At 62.2% G+C, this 22807-nt stretch carries 19 protein-coding genes; 15 read left to right on the top strand and 4 right to left on the bottom strand.

Features of this window, described 5'->3' with window-relative positions; genetic code table 11:
• Positions 1–12: 12 nt before the first annotated feature.
• The 10 genes from JET17_RS22510 (at position 13) to JET17_RS22465 (ending at position 13076) form a co-directional block, all read left to right on the top strand.
• The gene (locus JET17_RS22510; protein ID WP_012316231.1) at positions 13–1695 is read left to right on the top strand and encodes a fatty acid--CoA ligase; all 1683 of its coding nucleotides are present in this window, start codon (positions 13–15) and stop codon (positions 1693–1695) included.
• A gap of 331 nt (positions 1696–2026) precedes the next feature.
• Positions 2027–3946 carry a DUF1302 domain-containing protein gene (locus tag JET17_RS22505; RefSeq protein WP_012316230.1) on the top strand — a complete coding sequence of 640 codons (1920 nt, stop codon included), beginning with the start codon at positions 2027–2029 and terminating at the stop codon, positions 3944–3946.
• Positions 3947–3971: 25 nt separating this feature from the next.
• Complete coding sequence (locus JET17_RS22500; protein ID WP_012316229.1) at positions 3972–5336, top strand: DUF1329 domain-containing protein; 1365 nt, start codon at positions 3972–3974, stop codon at positions 5334–5336.
• 273 nt (positions 5337–5609) lie between these two features.
• Positions 5610–8327, top strand: a complete 2718-nt coding sequence (locus tag JET17_RS22495) for a LuxR C-terminal-related transcriptional regulator (RefSeq protein ID WP_012316228.1) — start codon at positions 5610–5612, stop codon at positions 8325–8327.
• Positions 8328–8486: 159 nt separating this feature from the next.
• Positions 8487–10094 (top strand): tetratricopeptide repeat-containing response regulator, encoded by a 1608-nt coding sequence (locus JET17_RS22490; RefSeq protein WP_012316227.1) that lies wholly within the window; start codon positions 8487–8489, stop codon positions 10092–10094.
• Positions 10091–10783, top strand: a complete 693-nt coding sequence (locus JET17_RS22485) for a sensor histidine kinase (RefSeq protein WP_012316226.1) — start codon at positions 10091–10093, stop codon at positions 10781–10783. The genes JET17_RS22490 and JET17_RS22485 overlap by 4 nt, the downstream gene beginning before the upstream one ends.
• A 178-nt stretch (positions 10784–10961) precedes the next feature.
• A complete protein-coding gene (locus JET17_RS22480; RefSeq protein WP_012316225.1) occupies positions 10962–11240 on the top strand; it encodes an AbrB/MazE/SpoVT family DNA-binding domain-containing protein in 279 nt (92 codons plus the stop codon).
• Positions 11237–11584, top strand: coding sequence for a type II toxin-antitoxin system ChpB family toxin (locus JET17_RS22475; RefSeq protein ID WP_012316224.1), 348 nt, complete (start codon positions 11237–11239; stop codon positions 11582–11584). The genes JET17_RS22480 and JET17_RS22475 overlap by 4 nt, the downstream gene beginning before the upstream one ends.
• 15 nt (positions 11585–11599) lie before the next feature.
• Entirely contained in the window at positions 11600–12244 is a 645-nt protein-coding gene (locus tag JET17_RS22470) for an MBL fold metallo-hydrolase (RefSeq protein ID WP_012316223.1), read from the top strand.
• Between the two features lie 109 nt (positions 12245–12353).
• Entirely contained in the window at positions 12354–13076 is a 723-nt protein-coding gene (locus JET17_RS22465; protein ID WP_012316222.1) for an OmpA family protein, read from the top strand.
• Positions 13077–13196: 120 nt separating this feature from the next.
• Here the strand turns inward: JET17_RS22465 and pta are convergent, their stop codons facing one another.
• Complete coding sequence (gene pta, locus JET17_RS22460; RefSeq protein ID WP_012316221.1) at positions 13197–15284, bottom strand: phosphate acetyltransferase; 2088 nt, start codon at positions 15282–15284, stop codon at positions 13197–13199.
• Between the two features lie 31 nt (positions 15285–15315).
• Positions 15316–15618 carry a DUF3565 domain-containing protein gene (locus JET17_RS22455; RefSeq protein WP_080516522.1) on the bottom strand — a complete coding sequence of 101 codons (303 nt, stop codon included), beginning with the start codon at positions 15616–15618 and terminating at the stop codon, positions 15316–15318.
• On the opposite strand from JET17_RS22455, the gene JET17_RS22450 reads away from it, so the two are divergent.
• The 3 genes from JET17_RS22450 to JET17_RS22440 all read left to right on the top strand — a co-directional run bounded on the left by JET17_RS22450 (position 15617) and on the right by JET17_RS22440 (position 17956).
• A complete protein-coding gene (locus JET17_RS22450; protein ID WP_012316220.1) occupies positions 15617–16102 on the top strand; it encodes an FKBP-type peptidyl-prolyl cis-trans isomerase in 486 nt (161 codons plus the stop codon). The genes JET17_RS22455 and JET17_RS22450 overlap by 2 nt on opposite strands.
• Positions 16103–16244: 142 nt before the next feature.
• A complete protein-coding gene (locus JET17_RS22445; RefSeq protein WP_012316219.1) occupies positions 16245–16727 on the top strand; it encodes a glutathione peroxidase in 483 nt (160 codons plus the stop codon).
• Between the two features lie 125 nt (positions 16728–16852).
• Positions 16853–17956: an NADH:flavin oxidoreductase gene (locus JET17_RS22440; RefSeq protein WP_012316218.1), complete on the top strand. Its 1104-nt coding sequence runs from the start codon at positions 16853–16855 to the stop codon at positions 17954–17956.
• Here JET17_RS22440 and JET17_RS22435 read toward each other — a convergent pair.
• Positions 17925–19139, bottom strand: coding sequence for a glycosyltransferase family 4 protein (locus JET17_RS22435; RefSeq protein ID WP_012316217.1), 1215 nt, complete (start codon positions 19137–19139; stop codon positions 17925–17927). The genes JET17_RS22440 and JET17_RS22435 overlap by 32 nt on opposite strands.
• A 174-nt stretch (positions 19140–19313) precedes the next feature.
• Between JET17_RS22435 and JET17_RS27545 the strand changes: the two genes are divergently transcribed.
• Entirely contained in the window at positions 19314–20630 is a 1317-nt protein-coding gene (locus JET17_RS27545; protein ID WP_012316216.1) for a methyl-accepting chemotaxis protein, read from the top strand.
• A gap of 103 nt (positions 20631–20733) precedes the next feature.
• On the opposite strand, the gene cysZ is transcribed toward JET17_RS27545, so the two are convergent.
• Entirely contained in the window at positions 20734–21462 is a 729-nt protein-coding gene (cysZ, locus tag JET17_RS22425) for a sulfate transporter CysZ (RefSeq protein WP_012316215.1), read from the bottom strand.
• Between the two features lie 330 nt (positions 21463–21792).
• On the opposite strand from cysZ, the gene trxB reads away from it, so the two are divergent.
• Positions 21793–22755, top strand: a complete 963-nt coding sequence (gene trxB, locus JET17_RS22420) for a thioredoxin-disulfide reductase (RefSeq protein WP_003247318.1) — start codon at positions 21793–21795, stop codon at positions 22753–22755.
• The last annotated feature ends 52 nt before the right edge of the window (positions 22756–22807 follow it).

Below are 22807 nucleotides of genomic sequence, written 5' to 3'. Positions count from 1 at the left end.
GAAGGGATAACCATGCTGCAGACCCGCATCATCAAGCCCGCCGAGGGCGCCTACAGCTTTCCTCTGCTGATCAAACGCCTGCTGATGTCCGGCAGCCGCTATGAAAAGACCCGCGAGATCGTCTACCGCGATCGGTTGCGGCTGACTTATCCACAGCTCAACGAGCGTATTGCCCGCCTGGCCAACGTGCTGACCGAAGCCGGGGTGAAGGCCGGTGACACCGTGGCGGTGATGGATTGGGACAGCCACCGTTACCTGGAATGCATGTTCGCCATCCCGATGATCGGCGCGGTGGTGCACACCATCAACGTGCGCCTGTCGCCTGAGCAAATCCTCTATACCATGAACCACGCCGAGGACCGCTTCGTACTGGTCAACAGCGATTTTGTCGGCCTTTACCAGGCCATTGCCGGGCAGTTGACCACGGTCGACAAGACCCTGCTGCTGACTGATGCCCCGGACAAGACCGCCGAGCTGCCGAACATGGTGGGCGAGTACGAGCAGTTGCTCGCGGCGGCCAGCCCGCATTACGACTTCCCTGACTTCGACGAGAACTCGGTCGCCACCACGTTTTACACCACCGGCACCACAGGAAACCCTAAGGGCGTCTACTTCACGCATCGCCAGTTGGTGCTGCATACCTTGGCCGAGGCCTCGGTGACCGGCAGTATCGACAGCGTCCGCCTGCTTGGCAGCAATGACGTGTACATGCCCATCACGCCCATGTTTCACGTGCATGCCTGGGGCATCCCGTACGCGGCCACCATGCTCGGTCTGAAGCAGGTGTACCCGGGCCGCTACGAGCCCGACATGCTGATCAAGCTCTGGCGGGACGAGAAGGTCACCTTCTCGCACTGCGTACCCACCATCCTGCAGATGTTGCTCAATTGTCCCAGCTCCCAAGGCCAGGACTTCGGCGGCTGGAAGATCATCATCGGTGGCAGTGCGCTCAACCGCTCGCTTTATCAAGCGGCGCTGGCCCGGGGCATTCAGCTGACCGCGGCCTATGGCATGTCCGAGACGTGCCCGCTGATTTCTGCCGCGCACCTGAACGATGAGCTGCAGGCCGGCAGCGAAGACGAACGCGTGACCTACCGCATCAAGGCAGGTGTCCCGGTGCCGCTGGTGGAGGCAGCGATCGTCGATGGCGATGGCAATTTCCTTCCGGCCGACGGCGAGACCCAAGGCGAACTGGTACTGCGTGCCCCGTGGTTGACCATGGGGTACTTCAAGGAGCCGGAGAAAAGCGAGGAGCTGTGGCAGGGCGGCTGGCTGCATACCGGTGACGTCGCCACCCTGGATGGCATGGGTTACATCGACATCCGTGACCGTATCAAGGACGTGATCAAGACGGGGGGGGAGTGGATCTCCTCTCTGGACCTTGAGGACCTGATCAGCCGACACCCTGCTGTGCGCGAGGTTGCGGTGGTTGGGGTTGCCGACCCGCAGTGGGGCGAGCGGCCGTTTGCCCTGCTGGTGGTGAGCGACGGCCAGGTCGTCGATGCCAAGGCGTTGAAGGAGCACCTCAAACCGTTTGTAGAGCAAGGGCACATCAACAAGTGGGCGATTCCCTGCCAGATCGCCGTTGTTACAGAAATTCCCAAGACCAGTGTCGGAAAACTCGACAAGAAGCGCATCCGCCAGGACATCGTCCAGTGGCAGGCCAGTAACAGCGCCTTCCTTTCCACGCTGTAGTCGCGTTGCGGGTCGTGTACCCCGGGGCACGACCCGCAGACCAGAGCGGCCGGCACCTTGCCAATCGGTAAAAATCGGCCATGCTTGAGCACTGCCGGTGCGCAACCTGGGAACACGCCAGGGCGAATTGGCCAAGGGTGTGCAAATCACACTTTAGAGGGATCAAGCACCTTGGTCTGCTGGCTATAGTCGGGGCCAGGGGATTTTCAGGAATGGGGGAGGGCGACACGCGCAACACGTGTCGCCACGGGCGCAAGCCTGCATACCGGTCGCACGGGCCGTTCTTGAAAGGACTCACTGCCATAACAAAAAAGTACATGGAGTAGCGTCGATGACATCTGCAAACCCGTTCTGGCGTCGGGCCAAGCTGCCTTTGGCCGTCAGCCTTGCTTCCACGCTCGCAAGCCCTGCTTTCGCGGTCAGTTTCAACATCGGGGAAATCGAAGGCCAGTTCGACTCGTCGCTCTCCGTCGGGGCCAGCTGGTCGACCGCCAACCCCAACAGCAACCTGATCGGCGCCAACAACGGCGGCAAGGGTCTTTCGCAAACCTCGGACGATGGTCACCTCAACTTCAAGAAAGGTGAAACCTTCTCGAAGATCTTCAAAGGCATCCATGACCTTGAACTGAAGTACGGCGACACCGGCATCTTCGTGCGGGGCAAGTACTGGTACGACTTCGAACTCAAGGACGAGAACCGCGAGTTCAAGGACATCAGCGATTCAAACCGCAAGGAGGGCGCCAAATCGTCTGGCGCCGAACTGCTCGACGCGTTCGTCTACCACAACTACGCCATCGGCGATCAACCAGGTTCGGTGCGTCTGGGCAAGCAGGTAGTGAGCTGGGGGGAGAGTACGTTCATTGGTGGCGGCATCAACGCAGTCAACCCGATCGACGTCTCAGCGTTCCGTCGGCCAGGGGCTGAAATCAAGGAAGGCCTGATCCCCGTCAACATGTTCTACGTCTCGCAAAGCCTCACCGACAACCTGTCGACCGAAGCTTTCTACCAGATCGAGTGGGACCAGACCGTTGTCGACAACTGCGGCACATTCTTCTCCCAGCCCGACGTGATCGCCGACGGCTGCGACAACAACCTGGCCGTGCTGGCCACGCAGAACACCTTGGCCAGCAGGCTTGGGCCGCTGGCTGCGCCGGTCGCGGCCACTCTGGCCGCGCGAGGCGTGAGTTACGGCTCCCCCGATGAGGGCGTGATCGTCCGTCGTGGCGCGGACCGCGATGCCCGGGACAGTGGTCAGTTCGGCGTTGCTTTGCGCTACATGTACGAGCCGCTCAATACCGAGTTCGGTGGCTACTTCATGAACTACCACAGCCGTGCGCCAATCTTCAGCGGTCGCGGTGCCGATGCCCAGTACTACAGCACAAGCGGCCTGGCGGGCGCGCTGGTCAGTGCGGGTGTGCCGTCTGCTGCGCTGGCAAGCCTGTTGCCAAGCCTTATGCCGTTACAGGTTGCAGGCAACTCCAGCTACTACGTGGAGTATCCGGAAGACATCCGTCTGTATGGTCTGAGCTTCTCGACCACACTGCCTACCGGTACCGCCTGGAGTGGTGAAGTCAGCTACCGGCCGAACGCTCCAGTGCAGTTGAATACCACCGATATCCTCTATTCGGGCCTGACGCCGCTCAATCCGGATGTCTCTGTGTTGCCTGGAACACCTGGTGCGGACCAGCCTGGCTATCGTCGCAAGGAAATCACCCAGCTGCAGACAACATTCACCCACTTCTTCGATCAGGTGATGGGGGCGGAGCGGCTGACCATGGTCGGCGAAATCGGCTGGACCCACGTCGGCGGCCTGGAAAGCACATCCAAGATGCGCTACGGGCGTGACCCGGTGTTCGGCCCGGGGCCTCTGCCCAATGGCCAGTGCGAGGCGCTCAACAGCAGTACCCTGGGCACCGCCGATGCCAACAACGTATCGCGCTACTGCGAGAACGATGGCTATACCACGTCTGATTCCTGGGGCTATCGCGTTCGCGCTATCTGGGACTACAACAACGTCATTGCCGGTGTGAACCTGCGCCCCAGCGTAGCCTGGTCGCATGACGTCGATGGTTACTCGCCGGGCCCTGGCGGCAACTTCGAGGAAGGCCGCAAGGCAGTCAGCCTTGGGCTGGACGCCGAGTACCAGCAGACCTACACCGCGAGCCTTTCGTACACCAACTTCTTCGACGGCAAGTACAGCACCGTGGATGATCGCGACTTCCTCGCCCTCAGCTTCGGCGTGAACTTCTAAGCACACAGATCCAGGACGACACGACATGAACAAGACCAGAAGTCTGCTGCAAGCCGGTGTACTGGGCCTGTCCCTGCTGGCAACCGGCGTCATGGCTGCGGTTTCCGCCGATGAAGCGGCAAAGCTTGGCAGCACCCTGACCCCGATGGGCGCGGAAAAGGCCGGTAACGCCGACGGTTCCATCGGCCCGTGGCAACCGTTGTCAAAGACCGCAGGCAGCGTCGATGCCAAGGGCTTCCTTTCCGACCCGTATGGCAGCGACAAGCCACTGTTCACCATCACCGCGCAGAACGTTGACCAGTACAAGGACAAGCTGTCGCCAGGCCAGGTGGCGATGTTCAAACGCTACCCGGAAACCTTCAAGATCCCGGTGTACAAGACCCATCGTGGCTCCACGGTGCCTGACGAGGTGTTTGCCGCAATCAAGAAGAATGCCACCGCGACCACGCTGGTCGAAGGCGGCAACGGGCTGAACAACTTCCAGACCGCAGTGCCATTTCCGATCCCCAAGAGTGGCATTGAGGTTATCTGGAACCACATCACCCGCTACCGTGGTGGCAGCGTTAGCCGCTTGGTAACCCAGGCCACGCCGCAGCAGAACGGCTCCTACAGCCTGGTGTACTTCGCTGATCAGTTCGTCTTCCGCGACAAGATGAAGGACTTCGATCCGAACAACCCGGGCAACGTCCTCTTCTACTTCAAACAGGAAGTGACCGCGCCAGCGCGTCTGGCCGGTACCGTGCTGCTGGTGCATGAAACCCTCGACCAGGTGAAAGAACCGCGCAAGGCGTGGATCTACAACGCCGGCCAGCGTCGCGTGCGCCAGGCGCCACAGGTGTCTTATGACGGGCCGGGTACCGCAGCCGACGGCCTGCGTACTTCGGACAACCTGGACATGTACAACGGTGCACCAGACCGCTACGACTGGAAACTTGAAGGCAAGAAGGAGATGTACATCGCCTCCAACGCTTACAAACTCGACGATCCGAAGCTCAAGTACGCCGACATTCTCAAGGCCGGTCACATCAATCAGGATCTGACCCGCTATGAGCTGCGCCGGGTCTGGCATGTGGTCGCGACGCTCAAGCCGGGCCAGCGCCACATCTATGCCAAGCGCGACTTCTATATCGACGAGGACACCTGGCAGGCAGCGGTGATCGACCAGTATGACGGCCGCGGCCAGCTATGGCGGGTTTCCGAGGCGCATGCCCAGGACTACTACAATGTGCAGGTACCGTGGTACACCCTGGAGGCCATCTACGATCTGCAATCGGGCCGCTACCTGGCCTTGGGCATGAAGAACGAAGAGAAGCGCGCCTACGACTTCGGCTTCAGTGCCAGCAAGTCAGAGTTCCAGCCTGCTGCGCTGCGCCAGTCGGGTATTCGATGAACCGCTAGTGCTGCACACCTTGTGATACTCCCAGAACGCCCCGGCTTGCCGGGGCGTTTCTGTTCCAGCCTCTTGTTGTACTGGCCGGCGCAGTTATAAAACGGGTGAATACCTCGCCAAACCCCGCGCCAGCCCTCTGTCCATCAGGCTTGTCGTTTTTTGTCGTAGTCTTTTACAGGCCATTTGCGCCCATCATCTTCAAATACGCCGCGTTACCCGCTAGTCTCGGAACAATCCGTACCGCCGTAGTCTTCCAACCAGAACGAGCCGGCCATGACTGATTTGTCCCGTACGCATGGAGTCGCCAGCCAGGCCGTGGGCCTGCTGGACGGGCGTTTCTTCCGGCCGCCGCTGCCGCACGGCCACGTGCCGCGTGCGCGCCTGTGCCAGCGTTTGCAGGCTGGCCTCAGCGGCCGTTTGTTGCTGGTCAATGCCCCGGCAGGCTTCGGCAAGAGCTCCCTGGCCATCGAATTCTGCGAGGCGCTGCCCGACCATTGGCGCAGCCTCTGGCTTGGGCTCAGCCAGCGCGATGCTGACCCGGGCCGTTTTCTCGAACGCTTGCTTGAGGGTCTGCAGCAGTACTGCCCGGCGTTGGGCGGCCAAGCCATGGGCCTGTTGAAAATGCGCCAGCGCCACCAACCCTTCGCGTTCGAGGAATGGATCGACGGCCTGCTCGACGAGTTGGCGTTGTACCTGCAAGCCGATACACCCTTGCTGCTGGTACTGGACGACTATCACCTGGCCCAGGGGCCGGTGCTCGATCGCTGCCTGCAGTTTTTTCTCAACCACTTGCCGGGCGGCTTGGTGTTGCTGGTCACCAGCCGCCAGCGGCCAGACTGGCACCTGGCGCGGCTGCGGCTCTCACGGCAACTGGTCGAAATCAACGAGCAGGAACTGCGCCTGACGCCCGACGAGGCCCTGGCCGTTCTTGGTCGCCAGCCTACAGGCCTGCGCGGGCAGGCCTTGGACAACCTGATCCAGCGCAGCGACGGCTGGGTTGCCGGGTTGCGGTTCTGGCAACTGGCAGCGAGTGAGTCAGGCGACGAGCATGCGCTGCCCCAGGCTCTGCATGGCGGGGAAGGGTTGATTCGCGATTATCTGCTGGAAGAAGTCATCGAAATCCTGCCTGAGGACGTGCAGGCGTTTCTGTTCGACACTGCGTGCCAGGAGCGCTTCTGCGCGGCGTTATGCGATGCCCTGCGTCAGCGCGACGACAGCGCGGCCATCCTTCGTTACCTGCAGGCTCACCAGGTGTTTCTGGTGCCGCTGGACGAGCATGGCCACTGGTATCGATACCATCACCTGTTCTCCGACCTGTTGCGCAGCCGCCAGTCCAATGAACCGCAGGCGCGTCTGCACCTGCGTGCCTGCCGTTGGTTTCAGGCTCAAGGGCTGCTTGACGAAGCGGTGGAGCAAGCCCTGCGGGCCGGCCATCTGGACGTCGCCGCCGACCTGGTGCAGAGCCTGTCGGAGGAGCAGTTGCTGGCCGAGCAGAACGTCGGCATGTTGCTGCGCTGGAAGATGGACTTGCCCGACAGCCTGCTGATCAGTACGCCCCGGCTCATCGTGCTGTACAGCTGGGCGCTGGGCCTGGCCTGCCAGTTGGACGCAGCCGAAGAGCTGGCAAGCTACCTAAGCCGCTTTTTGCCGGCACCTTCAGCCACCGCGCAAAGGTCCATGCTGGCCCAGTGGCTGGCCTTGAGCGGGGTAATTGCGCGTGGCCGCGGTGATCGCGAACGCACCCTGGCTTATTGTGGTGAGGCGCTGCAAAGCCTTCCGTGCAAACGTTATGGGCAGCGTCTGGTGTGCCTGTCGACGCTGTCCAACCTGGCCATTGCCGATGGCGACTTCTGGCGAGCGCGTGGTTGGAACCGCGAGGCGCTGGAGTTGGCCCAGCGGGTTGGCAACCCTTTGTTCGAAGCTTTGGCGCACTACGACCGTGCCCGGGTGCTACATGCCAGGGGCGAGGCATTGCGCGCGCTGGATGAGGTGCGCCAGGGTCTGCAACGCCTCCAGGGTCTTTCGGCCCAGCGGCTGTATGCCGTGCGCGCGCGGCTGACCTTGTACGAGGGTTACCTGCTAGTGACGCGCCTGCAGCCTGCGCAAGGGCGTGCGCGCTTGCGTGCGGGGCTGGGTGAGGCGCGCGCCTGTCGCGATATCAGCGTGCTGATAGGCCACTGTGTGATCGCTACCCTCGACGGCCGCGAAGGGCACTACGCCGACGCCTTCGCCGAGTTGGCCGAAGCCGAGAGGCTGATGCACATCTGGGATGTGCCGCCGATCTTCTACCTGGCCATGATCACGCTGGTGAAGTGCGAGTTGTGGCTGGCGCAGGGGCGTACCGACCTGGCCGAGTCCTGGTTGCTGCGTCTGGGCCAGACCTACGGTGGCGAGCAGCCTGCGGCGGCGCCGGAGTTCCACCCGTTGTTACCGCTGCACATCGAATTGCAGCAGGCCTTGCTCGAACGCATCCAGGGCCGCAGCGAGGATGCCGCAGCGCGCTTGCGCGGCCTGGTCGAGCGCGGGCAGGTCGGCGGCGGCATGATGCTGACCCTGAGCGCGCTGTGCCAATGGATCGCCTTGTTGCTGGAGCAGGGGGGCGAGGCGCAGGCTGCAGAGCGCTTGCCCATGGCCCTGGCAGCGGCCCAAGGCGGGGTGATGCAGCCGTTTCAGCGGTTGATCGAGCTGCACCCGCTGTGGCTTCGCGAGCAGTTGCTCGCACGCCCTGCCTGCAAGGTTCAGGTCGAGCTGCTGGCTCGTCTGCCCGAGCTGGCGGCGCCGGGCAGCGGCACGTGCGAGTCGCTGAGTGGTCGTGAGCTGGCAGTGCTGGAATTGATCGCCCAAGGCTGCTCGAACCAGCAGATCAGCGAGCGCCTGTTCATCTCGCTGCACACGGTCAAAACCCACGCCAGCCATATCAACAGCAAACTCGGGGTGGAGCGGCGTACCCAGGCGGTGGCACGGGCCAAGTCGCTGGGCCTGCTGGCCTGATGCCGGCCGTTGGCGGCCTGGCCGGATAAATAACGGCCCCGGCCAGCCTCACGCTGCAGCACTGCCTGCCCTCATCTTTTGCGCCTGGCTGCCGATACACGTTTCGGCGGCATGCATCGCCGCACGCCATCCTCCCATCATCCAATACAGGTCGTGTTGATGCTGCAGTACGGGCAAAAGAGCTTTCTGATCGTCGATGACTTCACCGACTTTCGCACGTCGACGCGCTCCATGCTGCGCGAGCTGGGCGTGCGTGACGTCGACACTGCCGACAGCGGTGAGCAGGCCCTGCGCATGTGCGGGCAAAAGCGCTATGACTACATTCTTCAGGATTTCCACCTTGGGGATGGCAAAAAGAACGGCCAGCAAGTGCTGGAGGACATGATCCTCGACAAGCTGATCAGCCATGAGTGCGTGTTCATCATGGTGACCGCCGAGAGCAGCCAGGCCATCGTGCTCAGCGCCCTGGAGCACGAGCCCGATGCCTACCTGACCAAACCGTTCAACCGGGTAGGTCTGGCCCAGCGCCTCGACAAGCTGACGCAACGCAAGGCCTTGCTCAAGCCGATCCTTCAGGCCCTGGACCGTGGCCGCCCGGCCGAAGTGCTGGCAGCGTGCGCCGAGTTGTGCAAAAAGGACCCGCGTTTCGCGCCCCTGTGCCTGCGTTACCGGGCTGATGCTCTGCGAGATCTCAACCGCTTCGACGAGCTGGAAAAGTTCCTCAAGGGCATTCTCGCCAGCCGTCCGCAGCCGTGGGTGTATGCGGCGTTGGGCAGCCTGATGCACAAGCGTGGCCAGCATGCCCAGGCCCAGGGCGTTTATGAGCAGGCGCTCAAGGCTTTTCCAATCATGCCGAGCCTGTACGACGGCATGGCCGACGTGCTGGTGGCCCAGGGTGAGACCAAGCGCGCGCAAAACATGCTCGAAGAAGCCGTGCGCCTTTCACCTCTGGCGGTAAGGCGACAGGCCGCGCTGGGCAAACTGGCGTTGGACAACGAAGACTTCGAAGGCGCCTCGAAGGCATTTCGCCACGCGGTGAACCAAGGCCAGAGCTCGCGCTACAAGGATGCTGAGAGCAACCTTGGGCTGGTCCAGGCTTTGATGAACAAGAACGCCGGCTTCGGCCTGGATGCACGTACCCGGGTCGAGATCAACACCGTGCTCAGCGAAGTGGCCAAGGACAACGTCGAGGATCAGGGCCTGCAAGTGCGTGCGCGCTTGATGAAAGCGGCCAGCCTTCAGCAGGCCGGTGATTCAGAGACCGCAGCCAAGCTGACCGAGCAGTCCCTGCAGCGGCTGGACAAGATGGACCAGTTCTTCTCGGTCGAAGCCGCGCTGACCGTGGCCAAACAGCTTCAGTCGCTGGGCCAGGAAGGCGCCGGTGGTACCATCCTCAAAGGCTGTGTTGAAACCTACGGCGATGACCCCAAGGTCATGCAGAGTGTGGCCAAGCTGACGGATGACCCCGCTGTGCTCGGGGCCGTCACCGAAGCGGTCGACCTCAACCGTCAGGGTGTGCGCAGCTATCAGGCCGGGCAGCTCAGTGAAGCCTTGCAGATGTTCCGCAAGGCCCTTTCACTGCAACCTAAGAACATCAGCATTGCCCTCAACACTGCCCAGGCGCTGTTGCGCATCGGTGGCGAGGCCGCACCGCCAGCAATCCTGCAGGAGTGTCGCAACTGCCTGACCAGCGTCGCGGGTATTCCTGCCAGCGACAGCCGGTATGATCGCTACCGCAAACTGCACATCAAGGTGTTCGGCGCATGAGCCAGGACAACCAGGGGCTGGATTTTTCCACGGTGATCGCCTCCACCGTGCACGACCTGAAAAACTCGTTGTCAGCGCTGATCCAGTCCCACGACCAGTGGCTGGCGCGCCTGCCCGAGGAGTTGCGCGGGGGCACCGAGCTGGGCGTGATCGAACACGAATTCCGCCACCTCAATGGCATGCTGGTGCAAATGCTGGGGCTGTACAAACTGGGCGTCAACCAGTTGCCGGTGTGCCCGGACTATCACGAGCTGGACGACTTCATCGAAGCGCAACTGGCGGCTCATCAGCAAGTGCTTGAGCACAACGATATCCTCGCCACCTGGCGCATCGACAGCGAAAATCCGCTGGGTTTCTTCGATCGGGAACTGGTCGCTTCGGTGATCGCCAATGTGATCACCAACGCCACCCGCTATGCCGGGCATGCGCTGTTGATCAGCATCGCCGAAGAAAACGAGCAATTGGTGATCAGCGTCAATGATGACGGCCCTGGCTACCCGGCACGCATGCTCGAGCGGCAGCAGGATTATGTACAGGGCATCGATGCGCAGAGCGGCAGCACCGGACTTGGCCTTTATTTCGCGGCACGCATCGCTGCGCTGCATGAGCGCGATGGCGTGCGCGGGCGAATCGAGATCGCTAATGGTGGGGCGCTTGGCGGGGGATTGTTCAGGTTGTATTTGCCGTAAAGCCTGGTGGCGGATCGCATGGTCCGTAGTGCCGCCATGGCCGGTTGTAAGTCGATTCCCAAGGCATTGTGAGGCATCTCCTACTCGTGGAATGCGGGCTTTTATCGGGGCCTGACAAGTGACAATGTAGATACGAAGTTTCTACATTTTACTTGCATTCACTTGGAGGGTTTCTACTATGTATCTACCTTGGGAGATACTCATGCAGATAAAGATTCAGCAGTGGGGCAACAGTGCGGCGATTCGTTTGCCGGCAACAGTGCTTAAACAGATGCATCTTGGCGTCGGCTCCACACTTAGCCTGGACACGCAAGGCGAGACCATGGTCCTCAAACCTGTCAGGGCCAATCCCAGATACACACTTGAAGAGCTGATGGCACAATGTGACCTGAATGCACCGGAGCCCGAGGACATGGCTGACTGGAACGCCATGCGTCCAGTGGGGCGTGAAGTGTGAAGCGGGCTAAATTCGGCCGAGGCGATATTGTTCGGGTCAATCTCGACCCTACCATCGGTCGCGAGCAGCAAGGGGCCGGGCGCCCAGCCCTGGTTGTCACGCCAGCAGCATTCAATGCTTGCGGGCTGGCCGTGATCGTTCCCATATCCCAAGGTGGGGATTTCGCAAGGCATGCGGGTTTTGCGGTTACCCTCAGTGGTGCGGGCACCCAGACCCAAGGCGTAGTGCTCTGCAACCAGATTCGCACGGTCGACCTTGAAGCCAGAGGCGCCAAACGGGTCGAGTCGGTACCCGAGGTCGTGATCCTCGATGCGCTGGCTCGTGTTCAAACTTTATTCAATTGATTGCTGTGGTCATTCATGGAAAAAGCGTCGCTAGCTCTCATCCGCGAAACCTTCCCCGTCGGGCCTTTGCAGTGCAACTGCACCCTGATCGGCGACCCGCTTACCAAAAAGGCCATCGTCGTCGACCCGGGTGGTGACCCGGACAAGATCCTCGCCCGCCTGCAGGCCCACGGCCTGACCTTGGTGAGCATCATCCATACCCATGCGCACTTCGATCATTTCCTCGCCTCGGGCAAGCTCAAGGAGCTCACTGGTGCGACCTTGCACCTGCACAAGGACGACCAAGTGCTGTGGGACAACCTTGAGATGCAGTGCCAGATGTTCGGCGTCCCTTATACCCCGGTGCCCTCGCCAGATCGCTGGCTGGGTGACGATGAAGCGCTGGCCTGCGGCTGTGGCGTGGCGTTGCACACGCCCGGGCATACGCCGGGTTCGATGAGTTTCTGGTTCGCTGACGCCAAGCTGTTGGTTGCCGGTGACACCCTGTTCCGCCGTGGCATTGGCCGCACCGATTTGTGGGGCGGCGATCAGCGGGCTATCGTTCGCTCGATCAAGGAGCGGCTGTATCGTCTGGATGAGGATGCAATCGTGGTCACCGGCCACGGCCCCGATACGCGGCTGGGTGACGAAATGCGCGAGAACCCCTTCGTGCGGGCCTGAGCCGGCATAAACAGCCTGTCATGGAATTTTTTCGCTCAAGCGCGATCCAAGGCTGGCATAAATGCATTCATGATTTGCCGCATACACGAATTCTTGTAGGAGCTTGTCCATGTTCACCATGCGTCGCCTGATTATCGTCGCAACCGCTGCAGCCCTGATGACCGGCTGTGCCGGCCAGAACCCCTACGACAGCCAAGGTCAGGCGCAGGGTGGGTCGACCGGGATGAGCAAGACCGCCAAGTACGGCGGCCTGGGCGCGCTGGCCGGCGCCATCGCCGGTGCCGCCATCGACCACGACAACCGGGGCAAGGGCGCGCTGATCGGCGCCGCTGCGGTAGGTGCTGCCGCTGCCGGTTACGGTTACTACGCCGACAAGCAGGAAGCCGAACTGCGTGCCCAGATGGCCAACACCGGCGTCGAAGTGCAGCGCCAGGGTGACCAGATCAAGCTGATCATGCCAGGCAACATCACGTTCGCCACCGATTCGGCGAACATCGCGCCAAGCTTCTACTCGCCGCTGAACAACCTGGCGACCTCGTTCAAACAGTTCAACCAGAACACCATCGAAGTGGTTGGTTTCACCGACAGCACCGGCAGCCGCCAGCACAACATGGACCTGTCGCAGCGCCGTGCCCAGGCAGTGAGCGCCTACCTGACCTCGCAAGGCGTGGACGCCTCGCGCGTGTCGGTGCGTGGCATGGGCCCGGACCAGCCGATTGCCAGCAACGCCGATGCCAATGGCCGGGCGCAGAACCGTCGCGTCGAGGTCAACCTCAAGCCTATTCCCGGTCAGCAGTATGATCAGCAGGGGCAGGTGCAGCAGTATCCGTAAACCATGAGGGCCGCTGTGCGGCCCAATCGCCGGCAAGCCGGCTCCCACCGGGATCGCAAGCGCCACACATCCCGGTGGGAGCCGGCTTGCCGGCGATTGGGCTGCAAAGCAGCCCAGGTTTTAACGCACCACGCTGGCCTGTATGGCTGTAAGCGCGATCGTGTGCACGATATCGTCCACCTGTGCGCCGCGCGGCAAGTCGTTCACCGGTTTGCGTAGCCCTTGCAGCATCGGCCCCAGGCTGACGCCATCGGTACTGCGCTGCACAGCCTTGTGGGTGGTGTTGCCGGTGTTCAGGTCTGGGAACACGAACACCGTGGCGCGCCCGGCCACTTGGCTGTTCGGCGCCAACTGGCGGGCGATTGCCGGGTTGGCGGCAGCGTCGTACTGCAGCGGGCCGTCAATCACAAGGCCCCGCTCGGCTTCCTGCGCCAGGCGCGTTGCTTCGCGCACTTTCTCGACTTCCTCGTCGCTCGCTGAGTCACTTGAATAGCTGATCATCGCCACCCGTGGCGCGATGCCGAAGGCTTGCGCCGATTCGGCGCTCTGCCGCGCGATTTCAGCCAGCTCGCTGGCGCTGGGGTGCGGGTTCATCACGCAGTCGCCATACACCAGCACCTGCTCGGGGAACAGCATGAAAAAGACCGAAGATACCAAGCTGGCGCCTGGCGCGGTCTTGATCAGCTGCAGGGCAGGGCGGATGGTATTGGCGGTTGAGTGCACCAGGCCGGAGACCAGGCCGTCGACCTCGTCCAGCGCAAGCATCATGGTGCCGATCACAACCGGATCTTCCAGCTGCTGCTCAGCCATCGGCGCATTGAGGTTCTTGCTTTTGCGCAGGTCGACCATCGGCTCGACATAGCGCCCGCGAATCAGCTCAGGGTCAAGGATTTCCAGGTCCGCTGGCAGAGTGATCCCCTGCGCACGGGCCACCGCTTCGACTTCCTCGGGCTTGGCCAGCAGCACGCACCGTGCGATGCCGCGCGCCTGGCAGATCGCAGCCGCCTGCACCAGCAACGGCTCGGCGCCTTCGGGCAGGACAATACGTTTGTTGGCCTGCTGCGCCCGCTGTATCAGCTGGTAGCGGAACACCGCCGGCGACAGGCGCAACTCACGGGGGGTACCGCAGCGCTGGTGCAGCCATGCAGCGTCGAGGTGGCTGGCGACAAAATCGGTGATGAATTCGGCGCGCTCACGGTCGTCCACCGGAATCTCGCGGTTGAGCGAGTTGAGCTGGTTGGCCGTGTCGTACGAACCGGTGCTGACCGAGAGGATCGGCAGGCCAGCCTGCAGGGCGCCGCGGCACAAACCGAGGATGCGTGCATCGGGCTTGCTGTCGCTGGTCAGTAGCAGGCCGGCCAGGGGCACGCCATTGATCGCGGCCAGGCTCACGGCCAGGATGATGTCGTCGCGGTCGCCCGGGGTTACCACCAAAGTGCCGGGGGTAAGCAGTGGCACGGTATTGGCCACGGTGCGCGCACAGATGATGATCTTGTTCATGCGCCGTTGCTCGTAGTCACCGGCATTGATCACTTGGGCGCCAAGCAGGTCAGCCACATCGCGGGTGCGCGGGGCGTTGAGTTCGGATTGGTAGGGGATGCAGCCGAGCAGCCTGAAGTCGTTGCCGCGCAGCAGCGGCGAGTGCTCGCGCAGGCGCGCGGCGAACTCGGCCATGCTTTCATCGGTGCGGACCTTGTTGAGGATCACCCCGAGCACTTTCGGGTCGCGCGGGCCGCCGAACAGTTGAGCCTGCAGCTCGACCCGCCCGGACAGTTCGCTGAGCACTTCGTTTTCCGGTGCCGACACCAGGATCACCTCGGCATCCAGGCTTTTGGCCAGGTGCAGATTGACCCGCGCTGCGTAGCTGGCGTGGCGGGTTGGCACCATGCCTTCGACCACCACCACGTCATTGCCTACGCAAGCCTGCTGGTAGAGGCGGATGATTTCTTCGAGCAGCTCATCCAGTTGGCCATCGCCGAGCATACGCTCGACCTGGGCAAGGCTCAGCGGCATTGGCGGTTTGATACCGTGGGTGCGTGCGACCAGTTCGCTGGAGCGCTCCGGGCCGGTGTCCCCGGGGTGAGGCTGGGCGATCGGCTTGAAAAAACCGACCTTGAGCCCGGCGCGTTCCAGGGTACGCACCAGGCCGAGGCTAATGGATGTCAGGCCGACACCAAAGTCGGTCGGCGCAATGAAAAATGTCTGCATGCGTGCTTCTCGGAATAAGCGTTGCAAGGAATCAACGACCAAGGGTATCGCTATCGGCCTCTTGTGCACACCAACCACAGGCGAAAGCCTGGCCAATGTGCTGCGCACGCTGCTGGGGATCAAGCACCCACGGGCGCGCCTGCCACGGTGGCTGGTGGCGCAGGTGCTGGGTGTGGCCGCAGGACAGGTCGACCACCCAGTGGCCTTCGATGTCCTGGTGAAAGCCGATGATCCGACTGATGGGTCTCCCCGCAGCCGCGCTGCGTTCGCAATCGGGCGATGCGTTGGTTACACTTGTGCGCTCTACATACTTTTGCAAAAGGTCTTGCCCCATGCTGATCGCCGCCAACAAGGCAGTCTCCATCGACTATACCCTGACCAACGACGCCGGGGAGACCATCGACAGCTCCGCCGGTGGCGCGCCGCTGGTCTACCTGCACGGTCACGCCAACATCATCCCGGGCCTGGAAAAAGCCCTGGAAGGCAAACAGGCTGGCGACGAACTGAACGTCAGCATCGAGCCTGAAGAGGCCTACGGCGAGTACCTGGCCGAGCTGGTCAGCACCCTGAACCGCAGCATGTTCGAGGGTGTCGACGAGCTGGAAGTAGGCATGCAGTTCCACGCTTCGGCACCGGACGGCCAGATGCAGATCGTCACCATCCGTGACCTGGACGGCGACGACGTGACTGTCGACGGCAACCACCCGCTGGCTGGCCAGCGTCTGACCTTCCAGGTCAAGGTCGTCAACGTGCGTGATGCCAGCGAAGAAGAAATCGCTCACCGTCACGTCCACGGTGAAGGTGGCCATCACCACTGATTTTCTGCGCTAAGCTCAGAAAGTCGCCAGGCGCTCGGACAAGCCGACATACCTCCCGGGGAGGTGCACGGCTTGAATGAGCGCCTTTTTAGTGGGCGCTGTTCGCCCCAGCGGCAACCGGGAACCTGAGAGGGGATTCATCATGAGTGCATTTCACGACCTGACGTTGAAGGCGCTGAACGGCCAGGACCTGCCTTTGGCACCGTTCAAGGGCCAGGTAGTGCTGGTGGTCAATGTCGCCTCCAAGTGTGGCCTGACGCCGCAATACGCTTCGCTGGAAAAGCTGCAACAGCAGTTCAAGGGTAAAGGCTTCAACGTGCTTGGCCTGCCCTGCAACCAGTTCGCAGGCCAAGAGCCCGGCAGCGAGAAGGAAATCCAGGAGTTCTGCAGCCTCAACTATGGGGTGAGCTTCCCGCTGGGGGCGAAGCTCGAGGTCAACGGGCCGCAACGCCATTCGCTGTACCGCCTGCTGGCGGGTGAGGGCGCGGAGTTTCCCGGCGATATCAGCTGGAACTTCGAGAAGTTTCTGGTGGGCAAGGACGGGCGGGTGCTGGCGCGCTTCGCGCCGCGTACAGCGCCGGATGATCCAGCCGTGGTGCAAGCCATCGAGAAAGCGTTGGGCTGAATATCCCTGGGGCCGCTTCGCGCCCCCAGCGATACCGCAGAATCACCCCGATCAATAATGCTGGGCCACGCCTTCCACTGGCCCTAATCTCAGGCGCATTTCCTCACCCCAGACGGAAGCGCCCCATGTCCACCAACCCTCTGTTCAAGCCTTTCACTCTCGGCGCGCTCGAGCTGCCGACTCGTGTCGTGATGGCGCCGATGACCCGTACCTTCTGCCCTGGCGGTGTACCGCACGAGGGGGTGGTCGAGTACTACCGCCGCCGCGCCGCCGCAGGTGTCGGCCTGATCATCACCGAAGGCACCACGGTTGCGCATACGGCCGCCAACGGCTATGCCAATGTTCCGCGTTTCCATGGGGAAGATGCCTTGGCCGGTTGGAAGCGTGTAGTCGATGCTGTCCATGCAGAAGGTGGGCGTATCGTCCCGCAGCTGTGGCATGTGGGTGCGGTACGCCGCCTGGGCACCGAGCCGGACGCCGGAGTGCCGGGCTATGGGCCAAGCGAAAAGGTCAAAGATGGCCAGGTGCTGGTGCACGGCATGACACACGGCGATATCCGTGAGGTGATCGCCGCGTTTGCCGCAGCAGCACGCGATGCCCAGGCCATCGGCATGGACGGTGTGGAGATACATGGCGCCCACGGCTATCTGATCGACCAGTTCTTCTGGGCAGCCAGCAACCGTCGCGAAGATGAGTACGGCGGCGACCTGGCGGGCCGCTCGCGCTTTGCCATCGAGCTGATCCAGGCCGTGCGGGCAGCTGTGGGTCCTGACTTCCCGATCATCTTCCGCTTTTCCCAATGGAAACAGCAGGATTACAACGCTCGCCTGGTTGAAACACCCGAGGCGCTGGCCGCTTTCCTCAGACCTCTGTCCGATGCTGGGGTGGATATTTTTCACTGCTCGACGCGACGGTTCTGGGAGCCGGAGTTCGATGGTTCCGAGCTCAACCTGGCCGGTTGGACACGCAAGCTGACTGGCAAACCGACCATTACCGTGGGCAGCGTCGGGCTCGATGGCGAGTTCCTGCAGTTCATGGTCGATACCGACAAGGTGGCCAAGCCCGCCAGCCTCGAAGGTTTGCTGCGTCGCTTGGGTGATGAGGAATTTGACCTGGTGGCCGTAGGCCGGGCACTGCTGGTGGATGCCGAATGGGCGCAGAAGGTTCGCGAAGGCCGAGAAGCGCAGGTGCTGCCGTTCAGCCGCGAGGCGCTGTCGACCTTGGCTTGACCGCCAGGGCGGTGCGTGCAGGCTCGGTACCCGCAGGCTCCGCCAGGCAAGCGCTGTAAAGGTGCGTCTCGAATTGCTCGATGATCGCCGGCCAGCCTTGGCGGCTGGCATGCTGGCGGGCATTGAGACGCACCCGGCGCAGGGTTTCGCTTTCTTCGAGCAGCCAGCAGGCCGCATCGATGAACGCCACCTGATCACCGGGCATGGCCAGGGCGCCGCTGTGCCCGTGGCGGATATGCTGGGCGGCAGCGGCTTCATCATACGCAACTACCGCCAGCCCCGAGGCCATGGCTTCGAGCACTACATTGCCAAAGGTCTCGGTCATACTGGGGAACAGGAACAGGTCACCGCTGGCATAGTGCTCGGCCAGTGATTCACCCCGCTGGGCACCACAGAACATGGCATCGGGCAATTGCTGTTCGAGCGCGGCACGCTGCGGGCCGTCACCAACCACGATCAAGCGCAGCCGCTTGTGTGGATAAGTCTTCTTCAGGGCGTCCAGAGATGGGCCTAGCAGCCCCAGATTCTTTTCCGCTGCCAGGCGCCCGACGTGCAGTACGGCGATGTCTTCAGGACCCAACCCCCAAGTATCACGCAACGCCTGCCTGCGCCTGGCCGGGTTGAACAGGCAGGCGTCGACGCCACGGGCCATCAACGCAAGGCGTTCGAAGCCACGCCGTTCCAGTTCAAGCTTCTGGCTAGCGCTGGGTACCAAGGTGGCGGCGGTGCGTCGGTGGAACCAGCGCAGGTAATGGGTAAGCAGCCGCGCCAGCAGGCCAAGGCCATACCGGCCGCAGTACTGCGGGAAATTGGTATGGAAACCACTGACCACTGCCACGCCCAGGCGCCTGGCAGCGCGTAATGCGCTGAGCCCCAATGGGCCTTCTGTGGCAATGTACAGCACATCCGGGCGCTGCCGGCGCCAGCGCCTCAACAGCTTGTGCATCGACACTTCGCCCCATTGCAGCCCTGGGTAGCCCGGCAGGCCCCAACCGCGGCACAGCAACAGGTTCTGATCGTCACCTGCAGGCAATTCGCCGGCCTGGCGTGGCCGTACGATCTCCACCTGGTGGCCACGCTGTCGCAAGCCATCGCCAAGTCGGCCGAGCGTATTGGCCACGCCGTTGATTTCGGGTGGGAAGGTTTCGCTGACTAGGGTGATGCGCAGGGCAGGTGTGTTCATGAAAAAAGTGTCCGCTTGCTGCGTTGCGCTCATGTGACAGCATTGTGACGCGCCGATGACGCCTGATTGCCGGCAGCTTCAGCGGGATGAATATTTCCTTGGGTAGTACTCAAGAGCCCCTCCAGGCAGCCGATGAAGATGCATTCGATCAGGTGACGCGCTCCGGGAGCGGTGATGTTCAACAGCAAGCTCAAAAAAGAAATCCAGCAACTGCGCGAGGAGCTTCATTCCATCGAGCAGATCAAGAACAGCCTGGACAGCGAAATGCTGGTGCTCCAGCTCGACCCCCAAGGGCGTATCGAGCTGGTCAACGGCAACTTCGAGAAAGAGATGCTGTACCGTAGCGAGCAACTGATCGGGCGCAGTATCGAAGACATCGTGCCGGAACACGTGAAGACGCTCGATTTCTACCGGCGCATGAAAAGCGCCATCAGCCGCGGCGAACACCTCAACGGTGCTTTCCGGTTGTTGCGTGGCAACGGCGAAGAAGCCTGGTTGCGTTCGATCCTGCAGCCGGTCAAGGGCAGTGACGGGCGCATCAGGCATTTCTCCATGCACTCCAGCGACCTGACCCGCACCATCGAGACCTCGCGCGAACATGAAAGCCTGATCAAGGCATTGATGCGTTCAACCGCGGTGATCGAATTCAACCTCGACGGCCAGGTGCTGACTGCCAATGACCGCTTTCTGCAAACGGTGGGTTACAGCCTGGAGCAGATTCGCGGCAAGCATCACCGCATGTTCTGCGAACCGGAAGAAGCCAACTCGGCGGGATATCAGGCGTTCTGGGACAAGCTGCGCCGCGGTGAGTACGTGGCCGACCGGTTCAAACGGATCGATGCCCATGGCCGTACGGTGTGGCTGGAGGCGTCCTACAACCCGATCATCGATGCCCATGATGTGCTGTACAAGGTGGTGAAGTTCGCCACCGTGATCACCGACCAGGTCAATCAGGAGCAGGCCGTGGCGCAGGCGGCAGACATCGCTTACAACACCTCGCTGGAAACCGACAACAGTGCGCACAAGGCCACCGATGTGGTCACCCAGACCGTCGAAGTGATGCGGGGGTTGGAAGGGTCGATGCAGGAAGCCGCCGAAGGCATCCAGGCGCTGGACAAACAATCGAAGGTGATCGGCGCGATCATCAAGACCATCAGCGACATTGCCGGCCAGACCAACCTGCTGGCGCTCAACGCGGCCATCGAGGCCGCCCGGGCGGGTGAGCAGGGCCGTGGCTTTGCCGTGGTTGCCGACGAAGTGCGCCAGCTGGCTTCACGTACCAGTACCGCCACCGAAGAGATCGCCAAGGTGGTGCAGCAGAACGAGCAGCTGGCCCAGGCGGCCGTGGACATCATCGATACCAGCAAGCGCCAGGCCGAACAGGGGCTGGCGCTGGCGGCTGATACCGGTGGGGTGATCGTCGAGATTCAGGAAGGGGCGAAGAAAGTTGTGGATGCGGTCGGGCAGTTTTCCAGCCGGTTGGGGCAGTAAGGCCCTGGATTTCAGCGGTGATGCGCATGTTGCTGGGGCCGCGTTGCGGCCCTTTCGCGACACAAGGCCGCTCCTACGGCGGGCCGTGCATGCCGGCCCCGGATCAGTTGCGCTCGCGTACCCAGAACAGCGTGGCCCCTGCCACCGCAGCCGGCATCATCAGCACGTTCACCACCGGCACCATCAGCGCCAGGTAGGTGATGCCGCCAAAGCCCAGGCTCTGCCAGCGCTTCTGGCGCAGCCAGGCGAGCATGTCCTGCCAGCTCATCTTGTTGTTGTCCGCCGGGTAGTCGATGTACTGGATGGCCATCATCCACACACCGAAGATCAGCCACAGCGGTGCTGCGATCACGTTCACCACCGGGATGAACGAGAGGATGAACAGCGCGATGGCCCGTGGCAGGAAGTAGCCGAGCTTGCGCATTTCGCGGCCGAAGGTGCGTGGCACCATCGCCACCAGCTCGCCCCAGCTGAACGCCGGGAAGTTGTCCTCGCCACGTACCACCACCTCGACCTTTTCGGCCAGAAAACCATTGAAAGGCGCGGCGATGATGTTGGCCACCAGGGTAAAGGTGAAGAACACCATCAACACCAGCAAGGCGACGAAAAGCGGCCAGAGTATGTAGCTGAGGAAGCTCAGCCAGTCCGGCAGGGTTGGCATCAGGGCATCGAGCCAAAGGCCGAACTGGTGGCCGGCGAAGTAGATCATGCCGCCGAACAGCAGCAGGTTGATCGCCAACGGCAGCAGCACGAACAACCGCAGATTGGGGCTGAGCACCAGTTTCAGGCCTTCGCGCAGGTACTGGGGGCCAGAGAGGACAGGGGCTTGCATCGATACGCTCCGCAGAGAAGGGAAAACGCGCTGACCTTACCGGCTTTGCCGCGCCGACGAAAGGCGGGCAGCGTATGGGAAACTGCCTGTAACAAAAGCACCATGGCCTTTTCCACAGGAGAAATTGACGTATAGAGGATGCCTATGAGGTGGATTGTCGAAGGATATTTCCTTAATCTCTGCCACCTCGCTACAGTGCGCTCAACTTTCAGGTTTTGGACCTGCGCGTTGTAGCCTTCCCCAAGTGCTGCGTGGGTCCTTTTTAATTTCCAGCTGGCGCAGCCGGTATACCGATGCCGGCCCCTGAGGCCCGCTCGACAGGAGTTCGACATGTCTGAAGTACGTCATTCGCGCGTCATCATCCTCGGTTCCGGCCCTGCCGGTTACAGCGCCGCGGTGTACGCCGCCCGCGCCAACCTCAAGCCGCTTTTGATCACCGGCATGCAGGCCGGTGGCCAACTGACCACCACCACCGAAGTCGACAACTGGCCGGGCGACCCCCATGGCCTGACTGGCCCGGCGCTGATGCAACGCATGCAGGAACACGCCGAGCGTTTCGAGACCGAGATCGTCTTCGACCACATCAACGCCGTCGATCTGGCCAACAAGCCCTTCACTCTGCAGGGTGACAGCGGCAAGTACACCTGCGACGCGCTGATCATCGCCACAGGCGCCAGCGCGCGTTACCTGGGCCTGCCGTCGGAAGAAACCTTCATGGGCAAGGGTGTGTCGGCCTGCGCTACCTGCGATGGCTTCTTCTATCGCAACAAGCCGGTGGCTGTGGTCGGCGGCGGCAACACTGCCGTCGAAGAGGCGCTGTACCTGGCCAACATCGCCAGCAAGGTAACCTTGGTGCACCGCCGCGAAACCTTCCGCGCCGAGAAAATCCTGGTCGACAAGCTCAACGCCCGTGTCGCCGAAGGCAAGATCGAGCTCAAGCTCAACGCTACGCTGGACGAAGTGCTGGGTGACAACATGGGCGTGACCGGTGCGCGCCTGAAGAACAACGATGGTAGCAGCGACGAAATCAAGGTCGACGGTGTGTTCATCGCCATCGGCCACACGCCGAACACCTCGCTGTTCGAAGGCCAGCTCACCCTGAAGGACGGCTACCTGGTAGTCAACGGCGGCCGTGAAGGCAACGCTACCGCTACCAATGTTGAAGGTGTGTTTGCCGCAGGTGACGTGGCTGACCACGTTTACCGCCAGGCGATCACCTCTGCCGGTGCCGGCTGCATGGCGGCACTGGATGTCGAGCGCTACCTGGACGGCCTGGCCAACGCCTCGTTCTGATCCGCAGCGCACAAAAAACCGGCCATCTGGCCGGTTTTTTTGTGTCTTGGGT

Origin of the sequence: Pseudomonas putida (genome assembly GCF_016406145.1) — a bacterium.
GTDB lineage: Bacteria > Pseudomonadota > Gammaproteobacteria > Pseudomonadales > Pseudomonadaceae > Aquipseudomonas > Aquipseudomonas putida_E.
Note: the sequence above shows the minus strand (reverse complement) of the source record. Positions and strands in the feature narration are given on the sequence as shown.